Source organism: Lysinibacillus sp. FSL M8-0216, from assembly GCF_038595555.1.
GTDB lineage: Bacteria > Bacillota > Bacilli > Bacillales_A > Planococcaceae > Lysinibacillus > Lysinibacillus fusiformis.
Map to the genome: position 1 here is coordinate 891,300 of NZ_CP152007.1, position 22,029 is coordinate 913,328.

The 22,029-nt window shown below is 36.1% G+C and carries 16 protein-coding genes; 7 read left to right on the forward strand and 9 right to left on the reverse strand.

Features of this window, described 5'->3' with window-relative positions; genetic code table 11:
• The gene (locus MKX57_RS04095) at positions 1-972 is read left to right on the forward strand and encodes a S66 peptidase family protein (protein WP_342550814.1); all 972 of its coding nucleotides are present in this window, start codon (positions 1-3) and stop codon (positions 970-972) included.
• 33 nt (positions 973-1,005) lie between these two features.
• Here the strand turns inward: MKX57_RS04095 and MKX57_RS04100 are convergent, their stop codons facing one another.
• The 3 genes from MKX57_RS04100 to MKX57_RS04110 all read right to left on the reverse strand — a co-directional run bounded on the left by MKX57_RS04100 (position 1,006) and on the right by MKX57_RS04110 (position 3,285).
• Positions 1,006-1,554 (reverse strand): GNAT family protein, encoded by a 549-nt coding sequence (locus MKX57_RS04100; RefSeq protein WP_342532119.1) that lies wholly within the window; start codon positions 1,552-1,554, stop codon positions 1,006-1,008.
• A gap of 130 nt (positions 1,555-1,684) precedes the next feature.
• Positions 1,685-1,888: a hypothetical protein gene (locus MKX57_RS04105; RefSeq protein ID WP_012293071.1), complete on the reverse strand. Its 204-nt coding sequence runs from the start codon at positions 1,886-1,888 to the stop codon at positions 1,685-1,687.
• A gap of 134 nt (positions 1,889-2,022) precedes the next feature.
• Entirely contained in the window at positions 2,023-3,285 is a 1,263-nt protein-coding gene (locus tag MKX57_RS04110; protein ID WP_036123616.1) for a dicarboxylate/amino acid:cation symporter, read from the reverse strand.
• Positions 3,286-3,685: 400 nt separating this feature from the next.
• Here MKX57_RS04110 and MKX57_RS04115 point away from each other — a divergent pair, with 400 nt between their 5' ends.
• The 3 genes from MKX57_RS04115 to mprF all read left to right on the forward strand — a co-directional run bounded on the left by MKX57_RS04115 (position 3,686) and on the right by mprF (position 8,837).
• Positions 3,686-5,287, forward strand: a complete 1,602-nt coding sequence (locus tag MKX57_RS04115) for a sensor histidine kinase (protein WP_089985231.1) — start codon at positions 3,686-3,688, stop codon at positions 5,285-5,287.
• Entirely contained in the window at positions 5,288-5,995 is a 708-nt protein-coding gene (locus MKX57_RS04120) for a response regulator (RefSeq protein WP_008174055.1), read from the forward strand.
• 316 nt (positions 5,996-6,311) lie between these two features.
• Positions 6,312-8,837, forward strand: a complete 2,526-nt coding sequence (gene mprF / locus MKX57_RS04125; protein ID WP_342532123.1) for a bifunctional lysylphosphatidylglycerol flippase/synthetase MprF — start codon at positions 6,312-6,314, stop codon at positions 8,835-8,837.
• 548 nt (positions 8,838-9,385) lie between these two features.
• Here the strand turns inward: mprF and MKX57_RS04130 are convergent.
• Positions 9,386-10,639, reverse strand: coding sequence for an MFS transporter (locus MKX57_RS04130; RefSeq protein WP_239354232.1), 1,254 nt, complete (start codon positions 10,637-10,639; stop codon positions 9,386-9,388).
• Positions 10,640-11,192: 553 nt separating this feature from the next.
• Here MKX57_RS04130 and MKX57_RS04135 point away from each other — a divergent pair.
• Positions 11,193-12,761: a family 10 glycosylhydrolase gene (locus MKX57_RS04135; RefSeq protein ID WP_008174048.1), complete on the forward strand. Its 1,569-nt coding sequence runs from the start codon at positions 11,193-11,195 to the stop codon at positions 12,759-12,761.
• Positions 12,762-12,812: 51 nt separating this feature from the next.
• On the opposite strand, the gene MKX57_RS04140 is transcribed toward MKX57_RS04135, so the two are convergent.
• Positions 12,813-15,902 carry an efflux RND transporter permease subunit gene (locus MKX57_RS04140; protein ID WP_043989684.1) on the reverse strand — a complete coding sequence of 1,030 codons (3,090 nt, stop codon included), beginning with the start codon at positions 15,900-15,902 and terminating at the stop codon, positions 12,813-12,815.
• Between the two features lie 99 nt (positions 15,903-16,001).
• Here MKX57_RS04140 and MKX57_RS04145 point away from each other — a divergent pair, with 99 nt between their 5' ends.
• A complete protein-coding gene (locus tag MKX57_RS04145) occupies positions 16,002-16,835 on the forward strand; it encodes a TetR/AcrR family transcriptional regulator (protein WP_239354233.1) in 834 nt (277 codons plus the stop codon).
• A gap of 47 nt (positions 16,836-16,882) precedes the next feature.
• On the opposite strand, the gene MKX57_RS04150 is transcribed toward MKX57_RS04145, so the two are convergent.
• The 3 genes from MKX57_RS04150 to MKX57_RS04160 all read right to left on the reverse strand — a co-directional run bounded on the left by MKX57_RS04150 (position 16,883) and on the right by MKX57_RS04160 (position 19,906).
• Positions 16,883-17,686 carry a protein kinase gene (locus MKX57_RS04150; protein WP_089985238.1) on the reverse strand — a complete coding sequence of 268 codons (804 nt, stop codon included), beginning with the start codon at positions 17,684-17,686 and terminating at the stop codon, positions 16,883-16,885.
• Positions 17,687-18,023: 337 nt separating this feature from the next.
• On the reverse strand, positions 18,024-19,691 hold the full coding sequence (gene rnjA, locus MKX57_RS04155) for a ribonuclease J1 (RefSeq protein ID WP_036123644.1): 1,668 nt from the start codon (positions 19,689-19,691) through the stop codon (positions 18,024-18,026).
• Between the two features lie 5 nt (positions 19,692-19,696).
• Positions 19,697-19,906: a DNA-directed RNA polymerase subunit epsilon gene (locus MKX57_RS04160; RefSeq protein WP_008174035.1), complete on the reverse strand. Its 210-nt coding sequence runs from the start codon at positions 19,904-19,906 to the stop codon at positions 19,697-19,699.
• 433 nt (positions 19,907-20,339) lie between these two features.
• On the opposite strand from MKX57_RS04160, the gene MKX57_RS04165 reads away from it, so the two are divergent.
• Positions 20,340-21,110, forward strand: a complete 771-nt coding sequence (locus tag MKX57_RS04165; RefSeq protein WP_008174033.1) for a Cof-type HAD-IIB family hydrolase — start codon at positions 20,340-20,342, stop codon at positions 21,108-21,110.
• Positions 21,111-21,162: 52 nt separating this feature from the next.
• On the opposite strand, the gene MKX57_RS04170 is transcribed toward MKX57_RS04165, so the two are convergent.
• Positions 21,163-21,930 (reverse strand): DeoR/GlpR family DNA-binding transcription regulator, encoded by a 768-nt coding sequence (locus MKX57_RS04170; protein WP_090002024.1) that lies wholly within the window; start codon positions 21,928-21,930, stop codon positions 21,163-21,165.
• Between the last annotated feature and the right edge of the window lie 99 nt (positions 21,931-22,029).

A 22,029-nucleotide genomic window follows, 5' to 3' on the forward strand; every position in this document is an offset into this window, starting at 1 on the left:
ATGACGACTATCGGTATTTTTTCACCTTCCTCTCCAGCGACGGTTTCTGCGTCGAAACGTTTTGAGCGTGCAAAAGCATTTCTAGAAGAGAAAAATTTTCATATTGTAGAAGGTTCTCTTACTGGCAAATCTGATTATTATCGCTCAGGCTCACCAAAAAAACGAGCAGAGGAATTAAATGAATTACTCCGCAATCCTAGTGTGGATATTATTATGTCTACGATTGGAGGTACCAATTCCAATAGTATGCTTCCTTATATTGATTATGAGGCTTTCCAACGAAACCCAAAAATGATTATAGGTTACTCTGATGCAACAGCCATTCTACTGGCACTTTATGCGAAGACTGGTATTTCAACATTTTATGGTCCAGCGCTCGTGCCATCCTTTGGTGAGTTTGAACCATTAGTCAACGATACATACAAATTTTTTGAGGAGTATTTCTTGCAGCCTCAAACACTCCCTTATGAAATACAGAAGCCTCCTTATTGGTCAGATGAGCCAGTCAATTGGCTAGAGAAAACAGTAGAGAAAAAGGTAATCAAGAATGAATGGAAAACCGTTCGAGAGGGAGTTGTAGAGGGAAGACTAATGGGGGGGAATGTAAATGCCATGTATGGTTTTATTGGGACACCTTATTTCCCTGTCATTGCTGAAGGTGACATTTTATTAATGGAAGATTGTATGAAAAATGTAGCGATCGTGGAAAAGAATTTTGCGATGCTCAAATTGCACGGAATTTTTGACAAAATAAGTGGAATTATTTTGGGTAAGCATGAATGTTACGATGATCTAGGAACCGGACGCCAACCATCTGATATTTTACTAGAACAATTGGACGGTATAAACATACCTATTTTGGCGGAAGTGGATATTTGTCACACACAGCCTATGCATCCGATAGCAATCGGTAAACGAGTGAGGCTAGATGCTACAGCTAAAAAGATATACTGTATCGAACAATGGTTATAAGTACAAAGCCTTGCTAATTTGGCAAGGCTTTATTTATGATGGATTCCTTACATCATCATCAGTTATAGCGTACATTTTGACATTTTTATATTGTCCTTTAATGAACATACTTTTGCGTAGCAGCCCTTCAAACTGCATTCCGGATTTCTCCATCACTTTTTGAGAACCAATGTTTTCTTCCAAGCATCTCGCTTGAATACGTACGATTTTCAATTCTTTAAATCCAAAGTCAATCAGCTTTTTTGTGGCCTCCGTTGTTAATCCTTTATTCCAATAATCTTCCGAAAGAACATAACCGATTTCCCCCAATTTATGTGTGTGATTAATCGTTACAAAGTCGATGGTTCCGATTAGAGTCCCAGAATATTCAATACCCCAAAGTAAATGATTTTCTTGTTCGTACCCACTTAATATGAGCATCATAAAAGCTTTAGTGTCCTCTATACTTGTATGGGCATGCCATGTAACATAACGGGCTACGTTTTCTCGAGAAGTATAAACGAACATAGCCTCTACATCCTGCTGGGTAATAGGTCTTAAAAGTAGCCTTTCCGTTTTCAAAATGGGTATAGTATATTGCATATGTTTTCCTCCCTTAACATTAGAGTATACAAAAAAGCTGACCTCAGAATGAATGGGGTCAACTTTTTCTAACAGGCAGATGAGGGGATATTTATCATCTGTGGACACATCTTCTAGGCAAAATTTCTCTTTACGGATAGCGCTTATCGGTTGCAGAGGAGTCCTTTGTTTTCGTTTTATGCTGTTCATCTTTGACTTTTTCATTTAGTTCTTCGACAGGTATAGGATCAACAGTTTTCATATCCTCATGTTTATCAAAAATACTTTCCTTCCCTGTATCCAACACATCGGGATTGTTTGTATAGCGAGTTTTTGATTGTTTTTTATTAGTCATTTATGATCACCTCTTACTATACACTTTCACCATTTTACTAGAGTTTAAACATAAGTGTTATTCATAGTCTACCCTTGGATAAAAAACATAAGAAGGGCAGTGAAACAGCCATGACTGTTTCACTGCCCTTTTTCTTAGGATACTATAGTGGCCTTCCCTTGAAGGGCACGTTCTTCCATTGTTACATCAAATTCTTTTTCGGATTTTGATACTACAACACATGCTACGCCATTACCAATTAAATTTGTAACAGCACGAGCCTCAGACATAAAACGATCGACACCAATTAAAAGTGCTATTCCCTCCACTGGTATCATTGGGAAGGCAGCTAAAGTTGCTGCTAATGTAATAAATCCTGACCCAGTTACACCCGCTGCACCTTTAGAAGTAATCATTAAAATTCCAAGTAGTGTAATGATTTGAATCCAAGTTAGGTCCATCCCATATGCTTGTGCAATAAATAAGGCAGCCATTGATAGATAAATGGAAGTCCCATCTAGATTGAAGGAGTACCCAGTAGGAACGACTAAACCTACAACCTGCTTCGAGCAGCCATAATTCTCAAGCTTTCGCATCATAGATGGTAGAGCAGATTCAGAAGAGGAAGTCCCAATTACTAAGAAAATCTCATCTTTAATGTAAGCAATAAATTTAAAGATATTAAATCCAAAGAACTTTGCAATGCCGCCTAAAATAAAGACAACAAATAAAAACATTGTAATATATACGGCAGCCATTAATAGACCTAGATTACCTAAAGATTTTAATCCAAAATTCCCAATTGTATAGGCCATTGCACCAAAAGCTCCGATTGGTGATATTTTCATAACCATACTGACAATCTTGAAGAAAATTTCTGCTACTTGCTCAAAGAATGTGATGACTGGTTTTGCAGGTGCACCGATTGAGGCAGCTGCTAAGCCAAATAAAATAGCAGAAAATAGAACAGGCAATAGTTGACCAGTTGCTAATGCGCCAACTACATTTTCGGGAATAATACTAGAGATAAATGCACCTAAGCCCTGCTCAGATTCAGCTGCAGCAGTTGTATATTTCGAAATATCAGCATCAGATGCACCTGATGTATCTAAACCTGTACCAGGACTTACAATTAAAGCAACAGCAATGCCGATTGCTAAGGCAATTGTAGAAACGATTTCGAAGTAAAGTAATGCTTTACCTCCGATTTTCCCGACCTTTTTCATATCTCCCATACTGCCAATTCCAATAACGACTGTTAGGAAGATAATTGGAGCAATTAACATTTTAATTAATTTAATGAATAGATCTGCTAAGATTTTTAAACTAGCACCAAACTCGGGGAAAATGGCTCCGACAATAATCCCAAGGATGATAGCTACTATAACCTGAACAGTCAAATTTTTCAGTAACTTCATTTTTTGCTACCTCTTTTCTAAATTTTCTCTTTGATATCGCTTTCACTAGAATCATCATAGCGAATACTTCATAAAAAAAGAGATTTAGAAAATAAGAAACATAACGTTCATTAAGTACATTTCCTTATATCCACATATAAATATAGTAAAATCAATAACTATCTCTGTTATGGTACGCTATAGTTAATATATTATTGTTATAATACAAAAGCATAAAGTAATAATAAAGTTCATTATAAATAATCAAATAATAATATTGTTCATTAAATTCAATATTTTCTGCTACTTATATAGACTAAAGTGTTGTCAAAAGAATTTTTTGCAGATAATCTTAAAACCATATCATAAAAAGTGTGTCACTACTAATGAGAATGCGAATTTGAAAGGAAGGAACTATTGAATGATGAAAATGCCTGTGAACGGCAAAATACTGTTAGTGACATTTTTAATCATTGCACTCTCTTTTTTACTAGGTGGTATTTTTGTACTCGGTAACCTATTATCTGAACAGGAAAAAGATTATGGTCAGCGAGCAATGCTTGTAGCACGAACCGTATCGAATGTACCAGAGTTAAGTGTTCATTTGAACAATGACAATATAAAAGAATCCGCGAAAAATATTAATAAAATAGTAGATGGCATTAGGGTGATTAATAAAGCAGAGTATATTGTTGTGATGAATATGGAACGTATTAAATTATCACATCCAGTAAGTAAGGAATTAGGAGAGCGTAGTGAGTCGCAGGATTTAAATGCAGCATTTAGTGAGCATTATTATGTATCAAAGGCACGTGGAGAATCGGGTGTTATGATACGCGCTTTTGTGCCCATTATAAATGACAAAAGGGAACAAGTGGGGATTGTAGTAGTAGGCTATTCATTACCAACTTTGCTAGAAATGCTACAAAGCTATGAGCGAGAAATTATGATTACCATTGTTATCTCGCTGATTTTCAGTATTTTTGGTGCATATACACTTGGAAGGCATATAAAAAAACAAATGTTTGGACTTGAACCTCATGAAATTGCAAAAATGTATGTGGAAAGAACAGAAACGTTTAATGCTATGCATGAAGGAATAATAGCCGTTGATAAGGAAATGAATATAACGATTTTTAATGAGAAAGCGGCTGTTATTTTAGGCGTTACTAGGAAAATAGAGGACTGTATTGGACAAAAAATTTATGATGTTTTGCCCGATACCCGTTTGCCTGAAATTGTTGAAACAGCAACACCTGTTTATAATCAAGAGCTGTACATTAATCATCATAGTATCTTAAGTAATCGTGTACCCATTATTGTGAATGGCGAGTTAGTCGGTGCAGTTGCTATGTTTAAGGATTTAACAACTGTGAAAAAGCTTGCGGAGGAAGTAACAGGTGTAAAGGCCTTTGTTCAAGCATTACGTGTGCAAACCCATGAGCATAAAAATAAGATTCATACAATTGCTGGGCTATTACAATTGGGACATACAAAGCAAGCGCTTGAATATGTTACAGTCACTACTGAAATTGAAGCATCCTTGACGAAATTTTTAAACGAACGCTTTCATAATGAAAATATTTCAGGTTTGCTATTAAGTAAAGTAAGCTATGGAAAAGAGCTTGGTATCGAGGTTGAGATTGATCGAAAAAGCCATTTTAAACGCTTTCCTCCTCTATTAGATCACCATGATTTTGTTGTGTTACTGGGCAATTTAATCGAAAATGCTTTTGAGGCTTTAAATGTCCTTTCGAAGGAAGATAAGTATGTAGCCATCTCTGTAGATGAGCATGATGGCGTCTTAGCGATAGCAGTTTCCGATAATGGAATTGGCATGTCCAAAGAGGTACAGGATCGTATGTTTGAAAATGGATTTTCGTCAAAGGCTAATGAAAATCGGGGCATTGGCTTGCATTTAGTCTATGAAATTGTAAGAAAAGGCAATGGAGATATTGAAGTAGTGAGTGAATTTATGAAAGGAACAAGTTTCTTAATTTTATTTGAGTTAGGAGAAGTATAGATGGATGTAATAAATGTCTTATTAATTGAAGATGATCCAATGGTACGTGAAGTGAACAGGCAATTTATTGAGCAAATCCAAGGTTTTTCATTAGTTGGCTATGCTAGTAATGGTATTGAGGGAATTCAAAAAATTAAACAATTAACCCCTGAGCTTGTCTTTATGGACATTTTTATGCCAGAGCAAGATGGCATTATTACGTTAGGGAAAATCAGAGAGGAGCATCTTCCTGTCGATGTGATCGCGGTAACTGCCGCGAATGATATGCCCACTGTGCAACGTATTTTACACTTAGGTGTATATGATTATATTATGAAGCCTTTTACATTTGAGCGGATTGAGCAAACTTTAAAAAATTATCAAAGCTACAGGAAAAAAATAAGCGGTATGCAGGATTTAACCCAACATGATGTAGACCATCTTATGCAGCAACGTCTTCCGGAGCAAGTTGTCGTTACAACGACAGGAGCGGAAGCAATGATTATAGCGGAGCTACCAAAAGGGTTTAATCGAGCTACTTTAGATAAGGTACTTGCCTATATTCAAACAAGTGGAGGGGCAGTATCTGCCGAGGAGGTATCTACTTATATAGGTACAGCACGTGTTACAGCTAGACGCTATCTTGATTTTTTAGAAAAGCAAAATCTATTAAAAGTAGATATCCAATATGGAAGTGTAGGACGTCCTATTCATCGTTATTATATTTAATCATTAGTTTTCTAGATTTATAGGTGGAAAAGTAATCCCCTTTACATGTATGTGACTCTAAAAAATAGAGCCCATATAGTCATTTTTATTTCTCTAATATATAGAGGGATGAAAATGGCCTTTTTTGTTGTTGGCAATTTAGGAGCGTAACATTGAGCAATAGTTTATTTACTAGTATGAATAGTAGTACCTTACTTTGACAATACATATAGCAAAGAATACGTTACAATATGGAAATGGTCCGTTACCTTAAAAAGTAAAATGGTTTAGGTAAAAGAAAATTTTTAAGTTAGCTTATGGGAAGTAGGTTAGGCATATGTTTAACGTTCGAAAAGAGGCACTGTTGAAATTTTTGAAAATATTATTCCCAGTAATACTTTTGGCGATTGCTATTTATGAAATTCAACAAACAGTGAGTGGGATAGATGTTCATTTACTACAAAAAGAAGTGAATGAGCTGCAGCTATGGGAGCTTTTATTAATTTTTCTGATCACCTTTGTCGCGATTACGCCAATGATATTTTACGATGTTATTTTAGTAAATATATTAGGTATTAAAATCAATAAACGTAATTTGCTTAATCATTCATTTATTGTCAATACTTTTTCAAATCTTATTGGCTTTGGCGGGTTAGTAGGTATATTCTTACGTGATTACTTTTATTCAAAATATAAAGAAGATAAAGAAGGCATGATAAAAAGTATTGCTTCGGTAACACTGTTTTATTTAACTGGAATTTCTTTGTTAACGTGGGTTATGTATATATTCTTTTGGGATTTTCCGTTGCTCAAAGAAGAGCGATGGTTATCGATTGCTGTTATACTGGTCAGCCTATATGTACTAGCTTTTTGGGCGACGTATCTGATTCGCTATAAAAAGGAAAGTTCTTTAAAACCAAAACTATCTCTTCAATTAATGATCACTTCAGTAGCAGAGTGGCTAGCTGTATTTTTCGTGATCTGGGCTTTAACACTTATCGTGAAGATTCCAATTGGTTTATCAGCATTAATTCCCATATTTTTAATTGCTTCTAGTGCAGGAATAGTCAGTATGATACCTGGCGGAGTTGGCTCCTTTGATCTCGTTTTTTTATGGGGAACACAAAGTATAGGAATTGCTGATGAAAAGGTGCTGTTTCTATTAATTTTGTACCGTGTCGGCTATTTTGTTCTACCATTTTTAGTTTCCGTACTCTTATTTATTAAAGAATATTGGATGCGTTGGAATGAATCTTGGGATGACTTACCTACTATTATTTTTCAGAAACTCAGCCATACGCTATTAACCATATTGGTGTTTATAGCTGGCATTATTTTATTGCTATCTGCAGCTTTGCCTGGGGTACTAAGTCGTCTAAAAATTGCTCAGGAGTTTTTATCCTCGCCCATTATGAATGTATCCCATCAATTGACCGTGGCAGCTGGCTTTATACTGTTAGGATTATGTAGGGGAATCAAATACAAAGTAAAAAGGGCATACCAGCTCGCGATTGTGGTGCTAAGTAGTTCGGCGCTATTTTCAATTTTTAAGGGTTTTGATTATGAGGAAGCGATTTTTTTAGTCATTGTCGCAGTGTTATTAATGGTGTCCAAAAAGCAGTTTTATCGAGAAAGTTATGTTTTGACGTGGGGGATTGTCATAATTGACCTTGCTGTAGTAACTGTTATCACAGCGATGTATGTGGTAATTGGCTATGTCAATTTACCCTCGGCTAAAATTCATTTTCCTAGTGCCCTACAAGACTATATGATAACCGATTATCAGGACCTCTTTAATAGTGCGATCATCGGCATTCTGATCGCCATTGTTATTTTTTATATAGGTTATTTTATACGGACACCTAAAAAAATGGTAAAGCTTTTATCTAAAGAGCAGGAGGAAGCTATTAAAGATCATTTGAAGTCCTATGGAGGAACGGAGTATTCACATTTGATTTTTTTGCATGATAAATTTGTACATTGGAATGAAAAAGGAACTGTTTTATTCTCTTATCAAATTTATGCAGATAAGATTATCGTTCTTGGAGATCCGGTTGGTAATGAATCTGATTTTTTATCTGCTATCCAGGAATTTTTGGAATTGGCTGATCGTCATGGCTATACACCTGTCTTTTATGAAATTAACAATAAAATTTTCTCTGCATTACACGAGTATGGATATAGTTTCTTTAAGCTTGGCGAGGAAGCCTTTGTAGATTTAGAGAAATTTACGTTCACGGGTAAAGAAATGAAGGGCAGTCGAGCGATAAGAAATAAGTTTGAACGGGAAAATTATATAGTAGAAATAATGAGTCCTCCTTATTCTCAGGAAGTCATGAAGGAATTGAAAGAGGTTTCAACAAAATGGTTGCAGGGAAGGGCAGAGAAAGGTTTTTCACTTGGTTTTTTTGATGAACACTATTTAAGCACTTCCAAGATTGCTGTTTTACGTGGCGCGCAAGGAACGTTCGGCTTTGCTAGTATTATGCCTATGTATGATCAAGGCGAAAGGGTGTCAGTAGATCTGATGCGTTTTAAGCCAGGATCACCATCTGGAACAATGGATTTCATTTTCCTATCATTATTTGAATGGGCAAAATCGGAGGGCTATCGTGACTTTAATATGGGGATGTCGCCTTTATCCAATGTCGGACAGTCTAGATATTCCTTTTTAAGTGAAAAAATAGCTGCGCAAATCTTTCTACACGGACAGCATTTTTATCATTTTAAAGGATTAAAAAACTTCAAGTTAAAATATGCAGATTTTTGGGTACCCAAATATGTAGCCTATCGGAAAAAATCTTCATTACCATTCACGATGGCACAAATCACATTGTTAATCGGGCAAAAGAGGAAAAAGTAAGTCATGTAGACTTAATAATTTTTTTGCGTGAATAGATATCATTCAGGTATTGAAGCAAGAAAGCAGGGCTTTCAACTGTAGGAAAACTCAATGATTTTTGAGTTTTCCTACAGTCTTTTTTCTTTTACAATAAAATAAAGTAACGCATTTGATTTCCACTACGGGCGGACGCTTTCCGCTTTTCCCGCAGGAGTCGCCGCCCTCCGTTCCAATCAACTTCTACATAAAAACTCCGTATTCAGGAAAAGCATGGTATGCGATGGACAACCTTAAGAGGTCCTGAAAAATTGTCCATGCAGGCGATGCTTACATTTGCTGCCATGAAATAGCAACTATGCTCGAAGAATATATTGAAAATGGCAGTTATTTACCAAATATTGAAAAATAAAAAAGAAGGAAAAATGACAAAAGCCGTCTAGACTGAACTTCTCGATGACTTTTGTCAACAGTCTGAGCCCTGCATAAAGCAGGCTTTTTAGCGTCTAAAATATAAAAGCTAAGTTTTAATTATTTTTTTATCAACAGCAATGATCTCTTATACGAAGTCTTCACTTTTTTTCTAGTGTTTCAACATCCATATGCTCAGCAGTAGGTCTGCCAGCTTTTAATAAGACTTTACTGCCCAAAAGGAAAAATCCTTGGATAAATAAGAGGATTCCTGTACCGATAAGTAGCCACTCGATAGCAATAATATCTGCAATTGGACCGAAGATTAGCATACCTAAAGGCATCATAGAGGTAGATATCATACTGAGAATGCCAAATACTCTTCCCATATAATCACTATCCACTTTTTCTTGTAATAACACCGTTGCGGGTGTGTTAAAGATTGGCATAGCTATTCCAGTAACGGTCATGATCATAAGATACAGCCAAAAAAACGGTATGACTCCTAGAGCCAATGTACAAAGACCAAATAATAAGGCAGATAATGTCATCGTATGCACTTTATTTTTAAAGCCACCCCATGTTGCGATTGCAATACCACCCATTAACATCCCAATGGCAAAGGCCATCTCGATGGCAGTCAAACGCCAGACATCATTACCAAAGCTACGGGTAACTTGTAAAGGTGTTAAAAAGGCAGCAGGTGCAGCAAGCAGCATGAAAAAGGCAAAGAACAAGAATAAATGTTTTAAGAAAGCATGCTCTTTAATGTAGATGAAGCCTTGTTTCATATCACTAAAATAACTTGTTGTTTGTGGCTGATTAGCTTTTGCATGGGCAGGAATGTGCAGAAATATTAAGAAGATAGCGATGGCAATAGCAGCCGTCGTAACATCAATAAAGAAAATAGACTCGATTGAAGCCATCGTTAATAATGCTCCACTTGCCATAGGTGCAAGAATCATAATAAAAGCTTGAATACTACTATTTGCACCATTAACTTTCATTAAATGCTCTTCAGGTACAAATTGCGGTAAAATAGCGCCAACAGCTGGTGTTTGAATACCTGCACCAACTGCACGTACCGCTGATATAACAAATAGTAGCCAGAGCTCATCATAGCCGATTAAAAATAAAATAGCTAAAATGAGCGTGGATAAGGCGATCAGGCCATCTGCCAAGATAATAAGCCATTTTCGGTTATAGCGATCTGCCCAGACACCAGCAATAGGTGCTAAGAAGAAGGTTGGTAAAAAGCCACAAATAATCGAAATGGTCATCATGCTACCTGATTGCGTTGTAAGCGTGATATACCATGTAATGGCATATTGTACAAGAGCAGAGCCAAAAAGTGAAATCGTTTGACTACTTAAAAAAAGTATTGTGTTACGTTTCCAATGTTCCAAATTCGTCATCCCTTTCTAACAGTAGTGCCTGTGTGGAAAGTAAAAAGACAACAAAAAAGAGGGGAGTAGAAGCCCCTCTTTTCCAGTATTCCTAAAACAGACTAGACCTAATTCCATTTTCCTTGCACAGCAGGCAAAGTGTACGCATATTTAATTAGTAATGTGAAATCGTAGTCTAATTGAAGCTGTCATTTGGAATACCCTCCGTTCTATATAAGCTGTGTTGATTGTAGCATACAGTTCATGACTGGGTAAAGAAAGAATCAAACAAAAATTAGCTTGAATTTTAAAATAAGGAAATTGTAACAATGATTATATAAACTTGGAATAATCATGTATATATAGGTCATCTATTTTTTGAGGGGATTATAATTATACATATTTTGGGGGTATCTAGTCGAGATTTTGGAAAAGAATTAATTTGTTTCATGCTTCTTATAAATTAATGGGAGTAATTAAGATTACATGACTTGAACCACCAAGTGAAGAAGTTGCTTCGGGGACGTGCATATAGCGAGAACTTATCATATACTAAAATAGAAAAATAGCAAATGGAGGAAATATGAGAAAGAAAAATAGTAAATGGAAACTTATTGCTTTAGTCGCTATGATTTTGGTGTTTTGCCTATCCGCAATCCCAGCTAATACAGTGAAGGCAAGCACGACACAGCCGAAAAGAGAAATGCGGGCTGTCTGGATTTCAACGGTTCTTAATCTTGATATGAAAGCAGGTATGACGAAGGAGCAGTACACGGCTTGGGCACGCCAAACATTGGATCAATTAAAAGCCAATAAATTCAATACTGTTATTTATCAAGTAAGGCCAACAAATGATGCAATGTATGCGTCTGAGCTAGCCCCATGGTCGTCCTACATAACAGGGAAAAAGCAAGGTACAAATCCCGGTTACGATCCTCTTGAGATAATAGTAGAGGAGTCACATAAACGAGGGATGGAATTGCATGCTTGGATGAATCCTTATCGTGTAACAATGTCTGGACAAAAGCTAACTGACCTTGCTGCCGACAACGTAGCTAGAACACATCCAAACTGGGTTGTTAAATATGGCAAACAATATTACTTAAATCCTGGCTTACCTGAGGTGCAAGACTATTTAGTTGAAATAGTAAGTGAGCTAGTAGCCAATTATGATGTTGATGCCGTTCATATGGATGATTACTTTTATCCATACAAAATCGCTAATGAGGTTTTCCCGGATCAAGCAGCTTATAAAAAATATGGTGCTTCCTTTAAAAAAGTGGAGGATTGGCGAAGAGATAATGTGAACAAGCTTGTAGAAAATCTTTATACAGCTATTAAAGAAACAAAGCCATATGTACAATTTGGTATTTCACCATTTGGAGTATGGCGTAATAAATCATTGGATAACACAGGAAGTGACACACGAGCTGGTGTCAATAATTACGATGATTTATATGCAGACGTCAGAACGTGGATTCAAAATGGCACGATTGATTATATTACCCCACAAATTTATTGGTCCAGAACATTGTCTGTTGCGAAATATGGGACCTTGCTGAATTGGTGGAGCCACGAAGTACAAACATATGCAAAAACGCACCCTGTTCATCTATACATTGGACTGGCTGATTATAAAGTTGGTAATGACAGTGATGCTGCATGGAAAAATAAAATGGAATTGCCAAGTCAAATACTAGAAAATCGTTCAGAAAAGGTAGCAGCCGATGGGCAAATGCATTTCTCGTTAAGAAGCTTTCAAAATAATAAATTAGGCTATGCAACAATTGTTAGTCAACAATTATATAATTATACGGCATTGACTCCAGAAACAACTTGGAATGATGACACAGTGCCGAACAAGCCGACTTATGTAGAAGTGACAAAGGAAGCAGCAGGTCGTAAGGTTGAAATTATTGACGATAATGAAACACAGCCACGTAAGTATGTTATTTATCGTTTTAAAGGGAATAAAGAAGGTTCTTACCATGACCCTCAAAATATAATGGATGTTGTTTATAATAAGGATGGCATCACTCAATTTGTGGACAAGTCAGCTCTTGCTAAGCAAAGCTATACATACGGCATTACGGCTGTATCTGCTACAGGTATAGAAAGCAAGGAAGCTTTTGTAGTGAAAGAAGTTCAATAAATAATAAAACAGCTACTCAAGTGATTAAACCGCATGAGTAGCTGTTTTTTATTAATTTTCTTCCGTATCTTTACGATTTTTCTTTAACATTTTTGAAAGCATTTCATACACAATTGGTACAACAACTAATGTTAATAGAGTGGAAGATAATAAACCGCCAATTACAGTAATGGCTAAGTCTTTTGATATTAATCCACTACCACCAGAACCCAGTGCCATAGGAACCATCGCACCGATTGTTGCAATGGCTGTCATAAGAATCGGGCGTAAACGAGTAGCACCGGCTTCTAGAATAGCTTCACGCATGGCTAGACCATCATGTTCCATATGAATAATACGGTCAACTAATACGATGGCGTTGGTCACGACGATACCGATTAACATCAGTAGACCCATCATAACAGAAACAGAAATCGTTTGACCGGTTACGAATAAACCAACAAATGCACCGATTACGGCGAATGGAAGTGAGAAGAGAATAGCGAAAGGAGCTAAACCTTCACCGAATGTAACAACTAAAATGAAGTATACAATCGCTATTGCCGCTAGCATAGCAACACCCAGCTTCGTGAATGTTTCTTGCATATCTGCTGCAACACCAGCAACACCTGTTGTTACACCTTTTGGTAAATCTAATTTATCAATTTTCTTATCGGCAGCAGAAGTTGCTTTTGAAATATCATCGCCGATAATCGTACCGGATACAGTTGCGAAGTATTCACCTTTTGAACGAGATAGTGAGTTAAGAGTTGTACCTTCTTCAACATCTACTAGCTCACCAATAGTCATCGTTGTGCCTAATGCTGTTTTAATTTCAGTTGCTAAAACATCATCAAGCGAAGTCGCGGCTGCTTTAGCATCACGCTGAACAATGACATCAATATCTTTTCCATCATTTTTCACCTTTGTTAAAACTTCTTGTGATGTATTGGCATTTAAAGCCATCACAATTTGAGCCGTTGTTAAACCATATTGAAGGACATTTTTCTGTTCTACTTTTAGTACATTTTCTACATATGGATCTTCATTATCAGATTTAATATCTTCTAGGCCATCCACATCTTTTAAAGCACCTTCAACTTGATTGACAGCATCTCGTAGTTTATCTAAGTCATCACTGTATAGTGTGTAGCTTACTTCGTTTGAAGACATAGACATTGAAGAGAAATTCTGAGATTTCCATTCTCCTGATTGACCGATATTAAATACATAGTCTTCCACTTCTTCACGTGCTTTAGGGAAGTCTTTCATATCTGGATCAAAGATTAGGTACATTAAAGCACCACCAGCGCCTCCGCCCATCATCATGGCTGATGGATCGACATTGTTCGCATCTGTAATGGAAACTTGTAAAATATCAATGTCTTTACGTTTCATTAATTCTTTTTCTACTTTTTCAACATTAGCCGCAGTTTCATCTGCAAGCTCACCAGTTGAAGGGGTATAAGTTAGGTACATAACTTTTTCTTCCTGTGATCCCATAAAGCTAAATCCAATTAAAGGAGTTAACGCTAGTGAACCTACAAGTAAGAAAATGGCAATTAGAGACGTGATAATTTTATGATTTAAAGCTTTTTCTAAAACACCTTTGTACCATGTTGCTAGTTTACCAACTTCTTTATGCTGGCTTTCTTTTTTCTCACCGTATAATTTTTTACGGAATAAGAAATGAGATAATGCAGGTACAATAGTAATTGCTACTAATAATGATGCACCTAATGCAAACGTCATTGTCAGTGCAAATGGCATGAATAATTCACCAACCATACCACCTACAAAAATAAGTGGAGCAAATACAGCCACTGTCACTAATGTTGACGAAAGAATCGGTTTAAACATTTCAATTGTTGCTTCACGAATTAATGCTCGACCTGTTAATTTTTCTTGTTTTAAATGGATACGTCGATAAATATTTTCAACAACTACAATCGAGTCATCGATAACACGTCCGATGGCAACGGTAATCGCACCAAGGGTCATAATATTTAATGTAATATCCATCCAGTTTAGCAGTAGTAGTGCCATGAAAACTGAAACTGGGATTGAAACAATCGAAATAATTGTTGATTTGAAATCTCGTAAGAATAACAAGATAATTAATACAGCAATTGCACCACCAAATACTGCCTTTTCAATCATAGTAAAGACAGAATCTTCAATTGGGGCACCTTGGTCAAGAGAGATATCGACGTTTAGGCCATCTAAACGTTTTTCTTCATCTTTCATAAGGTCTTTAACGGCATTAACAACAGTTACAGTGTTAGCATCTTGACCCTTAACGATTTGAATTGCAATAGCATCTTGACCGTTTGTGCGGGACACAGATTGTACTTTACCTTCTACTTCAATCTTTGCAATATCACCTAGACGAACAAATGGTGAAGGATTTGTTGCTGAAGGTGTGACTGGAATTAATAAATCTTTTAGTTCATCTACGGATTGTACTTTACCGTCTACGGAAACTGCTTGTTCGCCAACAGTAAATTGATATAATCCAAGTGACAATGACATATCGCTTGCTTGAATCATTTGCTTGACTGATTCCTCTGTTAAACCTAATGCGGCCATTTTTTCTTCATCATATTTAAATGATACTTGTTCAATATGCTGACCTGTAATGGTTGCAGAGGCAACACCATCAATTTTTTCAATTTTAGGAAGTAAAACATCTTCTACTGTAGACGTAAGATCGACAATATCTTCCTTAGAACTACTTACGGATAGAGCTACTACTGGCATCATATTCATGCTGATGGCCATAATAGTTGGCTCCTGGGCACCTTCAGGTAATTTTAAATTATCTAAAGCTGCTTCTAACTGACGCTTTTTTTCATCCATATCAATGCCATAGTCGTATTCAACTTGCACTTGTGCTACGTTGGAAGAGGATGTTGAGTAAACTGCCTTCACATCTTCTAAACTTTCTATAGATTTCTCGAATGGGATGGAAAGATCATTCATGACTTGTTCAGGCGTTGCACCAGGATATACGCCCATGACAATTAAGTATGGGATTGAGATATCAGGTATAGATTCCATTTTCATTCTTGTACCGGAATAAATACCAGAGACAGTGATGATAATTGTTAATAACCACACTGCCAATTTGTTTTTCAATACGAAATTAACTAAACCTTTCACCTTCACACCTACCCTTTATTGACTAACTAAATTCAATTATTTATACTAATGACTAATCGGTCATTTGTCAACGAAATGCATTAGGAGAGAGTCAAAAATATGTTAAAAAAGCAATTAATTATGGAGAAAGCATTAGAGTTGTTTTCTGAACAAGGTTTTGAGGCTACATCTGTACAGCAAATAACAGAACGTTGTGGGATTTCTAAGGGTGCGTTTTACTTATCCTTCAAAACAAAAGATGAGCTTGTTATCTCTATGGTTGACTACCATTTACAACACTTCATTACAGATGTTGACCGCGTAGTCAGAAGGACGTATAACAAAGAAACGATGTTGGTTGAATTTTATAAAAGTATCTTCAAGGCTTTCAAAGAACACTCTGCGTCTGCTAGGGTATTTTTTAACGAAAAGGTTTTTCTAACAAAAAAAGAGCTTTTTTATAAAATAACAGCATATGAAGCAGAGATGTCTAAATCTATCATTTATATGCTGGAGCAACTGTATCAGGATAAATTACAAAAAACAAAATACGATGTCATGTATTGTATAAAAGGTTTTATGAAAAGCTATGCGGAACTGTTTATCTTTTCAGATATGCCTCTTGATTTAGAAGAACTTGCGAAATCTTTAGCAGAGAAAACAGATATTATTGCACGTCATACGACGATACCATTTATTACAGAGGAACTTGTTACTTTTATTGCGAAGCCTTGCGAACAAGACATTTCAAAGGAAATATTACTGCAATTAATTGAACAAAATATTGATAATATAGAGGATTCTATAGAAAAAGAATCATTGGAGCTGTTAAAACTCGAAATAGAAAAGCCAACATACAGTAAAGCCATCGTAAAGGGGCTAATAGAAAATTTACGACTTAATCCGGCGTATCATTGGATTGCTTATGTATGTGCAAAATACTTAAATATTTAAATGGTAGGATAGAATTGTTCACTTTAGAGGGTGAACAATTCTATTTTTTATTTTTCTTTCGAATGCATGGAAGGTGTTATTAAATGGGGCATTGATCGCCACGCCTCTAAAGCACTACTAAAAGGGTCTTGAATCCATAATAATCGTTCGAGAAAATCCTTTACTTCAATCGGTAAATTCAATTCTTGTTGCCAAGCATCCTCTTTCTTTTTACTTGGTTTAAAATCTGAATAAAGTAAGAACAATAGAAAATGGCCAACGAAATATAGATCACTAATATGATTTTCAGCTCGCTTCGGGTTTTGTATGGAAGAAAGATCAACTGCCTTTTGTAATGTCGTTGCGAGACCAAAATCAATAATGTGTAATTGTTGATCAACTAATAAGATATTAGGTATACGCAAATCCCGATGGACAATACCATGATTGTGTAGCAGGATAATTTGTTCTAAAAGCTGTTTTGTTATTTCAAGTGACTGAGCGACGGTAAATTTAATACCTTCTTGGAAAATAAGCTGTTCAAAGGTTTGGCCGTCTATATAGTCCATTATAAAATAAGGCACATCTTGAATAGTTCCAGTCGAATGGACTTTAGGTAAATTCGGCAATGATAATTGTTGTAGAATTTGAATTTCCTGCCTGAATTTATGTATCGTTTTTTGGTGATGACGATGCTTAGGACGCAGGCATTTTAAGACGAACGGACCTTTTGATGAGCAATTTTCAATTAGGTACGCACGACCATAAGAGCCAAAGCCAAGAAATTTTTTAAACATGAAATCTGGATGCTCGGCTATGAAAAGCTCTACGGCATGATCAAAGTTTTTTTCTGAAAGTCGTTTCCACCACATTAGCTACTGAAAAAACTTAAAGAGCTAAAAAAACTACGTGAGCTTTTACGAGAACTACGTTTATAATGCTTATGCCCATAATAATTATGGCGTTTAGAATATTTGCGACGACTGCTTGATGAAGAATAGTGACGTTTGGATTTACCATTGAGTAGGGAATGAAGAATTTTATCTAGCATAAAAACGCTCCTTTTTGATGTTGTTATTACTATATACGCAAAAATAAAAAAAGAGGTTTCAAAAAAAGATAAAAAATAAGTAAATTTACAATTCACCTTTTGTTGTCCAACAAAAAGAAAGAAGCTATGTACATAGTACATAGCTTCTTTCCATGAGGCTAAACCTCCATAATAATCGGTAGAATCATTGGACGACGTTTTGTTTTTTCAAATAGGTAAGGACCTAAAACGTCTGTAATTTCGTTTTTAAGCTCTGTCCATTGAGGAGTTTTGCTTTGAATGGTTTCATTCAGATGACGATTAAGCATTTTTTGAGCTTCATTGATCATCGTACCTGACTCGCGCATGTAGACAAAGCCACGAGAAATGATATCAGGACCTGAAACAATTTTTTGATTTTCCATATCGACACTTACGACTACGATAACTAAGCCTTCTTCAGAAAGAATGCGACGATCACGTAACACAATATTGCCGATATCTCCAATACCATTACCATCGATATAAACATCACCAGAAGGGATACGACCAGCCACATGTGCCTCATTGGCACTTAATGCTAATACATCGCCATTTTCCATAACAAATGTATTTTCAAGTGGTACATCGCAATCTTCCGCTAAGTGTGTATGCATTTTTAACATACGGTATTCGCCATGGATAGGCATAAAGAATTTAGGTTTCATTAAACGTAGCATCAATTTTTGTTCTTCTTGTGAGCCGTGACCAGAAGTATGGATATTGTTTAATGCACCATGAATAACTTCTGCACCTGCACGGAACAATAAATTGATGATTTTATTGACACTCACAGTATTACCTGGAACCGGTGAAGAAGAGAAAATAACTGTATCACCAGGTTGTATTTGGATTTGACGATGAGTACCATTGGCAATACGTGATAATGCAGCCATTGGTTCACCCTGTGAGCCTGTACATAAAATCATTACTTCATTTGCTGGAAGTCGATTAATGCTTTGAGCATCAATAAATGTATCTTTAGGAGCATTAATATAACCAAGCTCACGCCCAATTGTAATCGCATTATCCATTGAGCGACCGAAGACAGCAATTTTTCTTCCATATTTTATAGCTGCGTCTGTTGCTTGTTGTAAACGGTGAATATTTGACGCAAATGTAGCAAAAATAATTCGGCTATCCACTTTACGGAAAATTTCATCGATACTTTTGCCGACTGTACGCTCTGACATTGTAAAATTAGGCTTTTCAGCGTTTGTACTATCTGATAGTAAGCAAAGTACGCCATCTCGTCCAATTTCGGCCATCTTTGTTAGGTTGGCCGGTTCGCCAACAGGTGTAAAGTCGAATTTAAAGTCACCTGTGTGAACGATATTACCAGGTGGTGTTTTAACAACAATTCCATAAGCATCAGGAATACTATGAGTTGTTCTAAAGAAGCTAACAGATGTTTTTCTAAATTTAATGACATCATCTTCTTTAATTTCGATGAGTTTAGTTGTACGTAGCAAGCCATGTTCTTCTAATTTATTACGTAATAAGCCAAGTGCAAGCTTACCACCATAGACTGGGACATTCACTTGACGTAAAAGGTAAGGAATACCGCCAATATGATCCTCATGTCCATGTGTAATAAATAGTCCCTTGATTTTATCGACGTTACGTACTAAATACGTATAGTCAGGAATAACATAGTCAATGCCGAGTAAGTCATCTTCTGGAAATTTAATGCCAGCGTCAATTAAAATAATTTCATCTTGAAATTGAACGCCATAAGTATTTTTGCCGATTTCGCCCAGTCCGCCGAGCGCGAAAACAGCTGCTTGGTCATTTTTAACAAACTTCATGTTTGTTAAATTTCCTCCAAGATGAAGTTCGGGCTTGCTTGCTCGTACTCTAAATAGTTACCTTCAAGCAGCTGAACGAACTCGATATTGTAGTTACGGTCTTTTAACTTTTGACGTACTTCTCGTTCTGAAGCAGCTTCAAGGTATAGACTTTTAGTGTTTTCGCGAACTGGAATCTCATTTGCTTTTTCTTGATAATAAACTTTGTAAATCATAGTTTGCTCTCCTTTAATTGCGTACAATTTTATTGCACCTTTGACTACTACCACACACGTGCTACAAGAAAACAACGAATTTCTTATAAGAAGAAATGTACGTTTGTAGTCCTTGTATCTCAATACGTCGGTTGTGCACTATGTTATAAAATGAATAGGAAGTAGTGAGACAGTGGTTGCGTATAGCCAAATAAATGCATTTCCTTTATATTATCACGCAGTTCCTCTAAAATAAAGAAAAGCCCTTCAAATAATGAAGGGCAAATGTTAGGCAATTGATTTTTTTCCGAGTACGCCACGAAGTTGCTTCAACAATTTTCGTTTTAGTTTCTTCAGCATGGCACATCACTCCTTAGGATCATTATAATAAAAATTATTGTCTATGTAAAGTCATTCACCTTGATGGGTAATATTTATAGAAAGGGATTATAAAATGAATAAAATTTTGTTTTTTGATGTTGACGGCACTCTCTATAACAGCGAAAAAAAATTACCTGAATCTGCAAAAAATGCTCTTTTGGAAGCACGCCATAATGGCTATGAATTGGCGATTGCTACAGGTCGTGCACCTTTTATGATTGAATCATTACTAGAAGAACTTGATATTAATACGTATGTGACTTTCAATGGGCAATATGTTGTTTACAAGGGTGAGGTTGTCTATACGAATGGTATTGAAAAAGAAGAATTAGCTAAAATTATTGCTTTTGGTGACGCACGTAATGAACCAGTAGTATTTTTAGATGACAAACGGATGATTGCATCTGTTAGTGATCATATGATGGTAGCAGAAAGCTTGGATACACTTAGATATCCTTATCCAGAATTGGATTCATCCTATTATATGCAGAACGACGTATATCAAACACTTATATTTATGGAAGAAAAAGATGAACCTTTATATTGTGAAATGTTTCCGAATGTCCAATTTGTCCGTTGGCATCCGTATTCTTGCGATATTTTGCCAAAGGGCGGCTCGAAGGCGGTAGGAATTGAAAAAGTATTGGATAAAATGGGGATCACACTAAAGGATGCAATTGCTTTTGGAGATGGCATTAATGATATAGAAATGCTGCAAGCGGTTGGGACAGGTGTTGCAATGGGAAATGGTCATGAACGAGTGAAGGCTATTGCACATCATATTGCCGATCATGTAGACGAAGATGGTCTCGCTAAAATAATGCGCAAGCTTGCCATCATATAATAAAGAAACAACTAGTTGTCAATTATAGCAACTAGTTGTTTTTTTTGCTAAATTACTGGTGTTCTTCAGAAGTATTCACTAGTTTTATTTCAATACCTTTATCTGAAAAATGTTGAATCGTTTTTTTAGACAGTGCGTTGTCTGTAATAATGACATCTACTTCTTCAAGGGGGCATACTTGTATGGCTACAACCTTGTTAAATTTTGAGGAATCAGTAGCGACATAGACCGTTTGAGAGATGGATATAATTTTTTTTCTAGTAATAGCTTCTTCTAGATTAAAATCAGAAATCCCCTTTTCAAGAGATACCCCACTAGCGCAAATAAAAGCCTTATTAATATTTAGGTGTTCAAAGTGGAAGAGAAATTCATTCGATGTCACCGATTTTTCGGAGTGACGCACTTTTCCACCGAGCAGGATAACTTCAATATTAGAACCGATTAGATCGAAAGCTACCGGCAATGAGTTTGTCACGACTGTTAATTTTTCCTTGTCCAATAAAAATGGTGTCATTTGATATGTAGTTGTTCCACTATCGATAAAAATACATTCTCCATCTTGAACAAGAGAAGCACTTGCTTTAGCGATGGCGATTTTTTCTGTTAGCTGTTCATGTAGTCGTTGATCAATTAGTCCCTCTACAGGTTCAATATATTTAATTCCCCCATAAAACTTCTCAATTTTCTTGTCTTGCATTAGCTGTTGAATATCGCGACGAATTGTTTCCATGGAGACATTGAATTCTTTTGTTAGTGTTACTAATTTTACAACCTTATGCTGTCTTACAAAATGTAATATTTGCTGTTGTCTTTCTATCATATACATTTCATCACCTCTATTAGATATTTACTCAAAGTATGCATAACTTTGTCAACAGTTGGTCAGAATTTACTCAACATTTACACGAAAACGCATTTT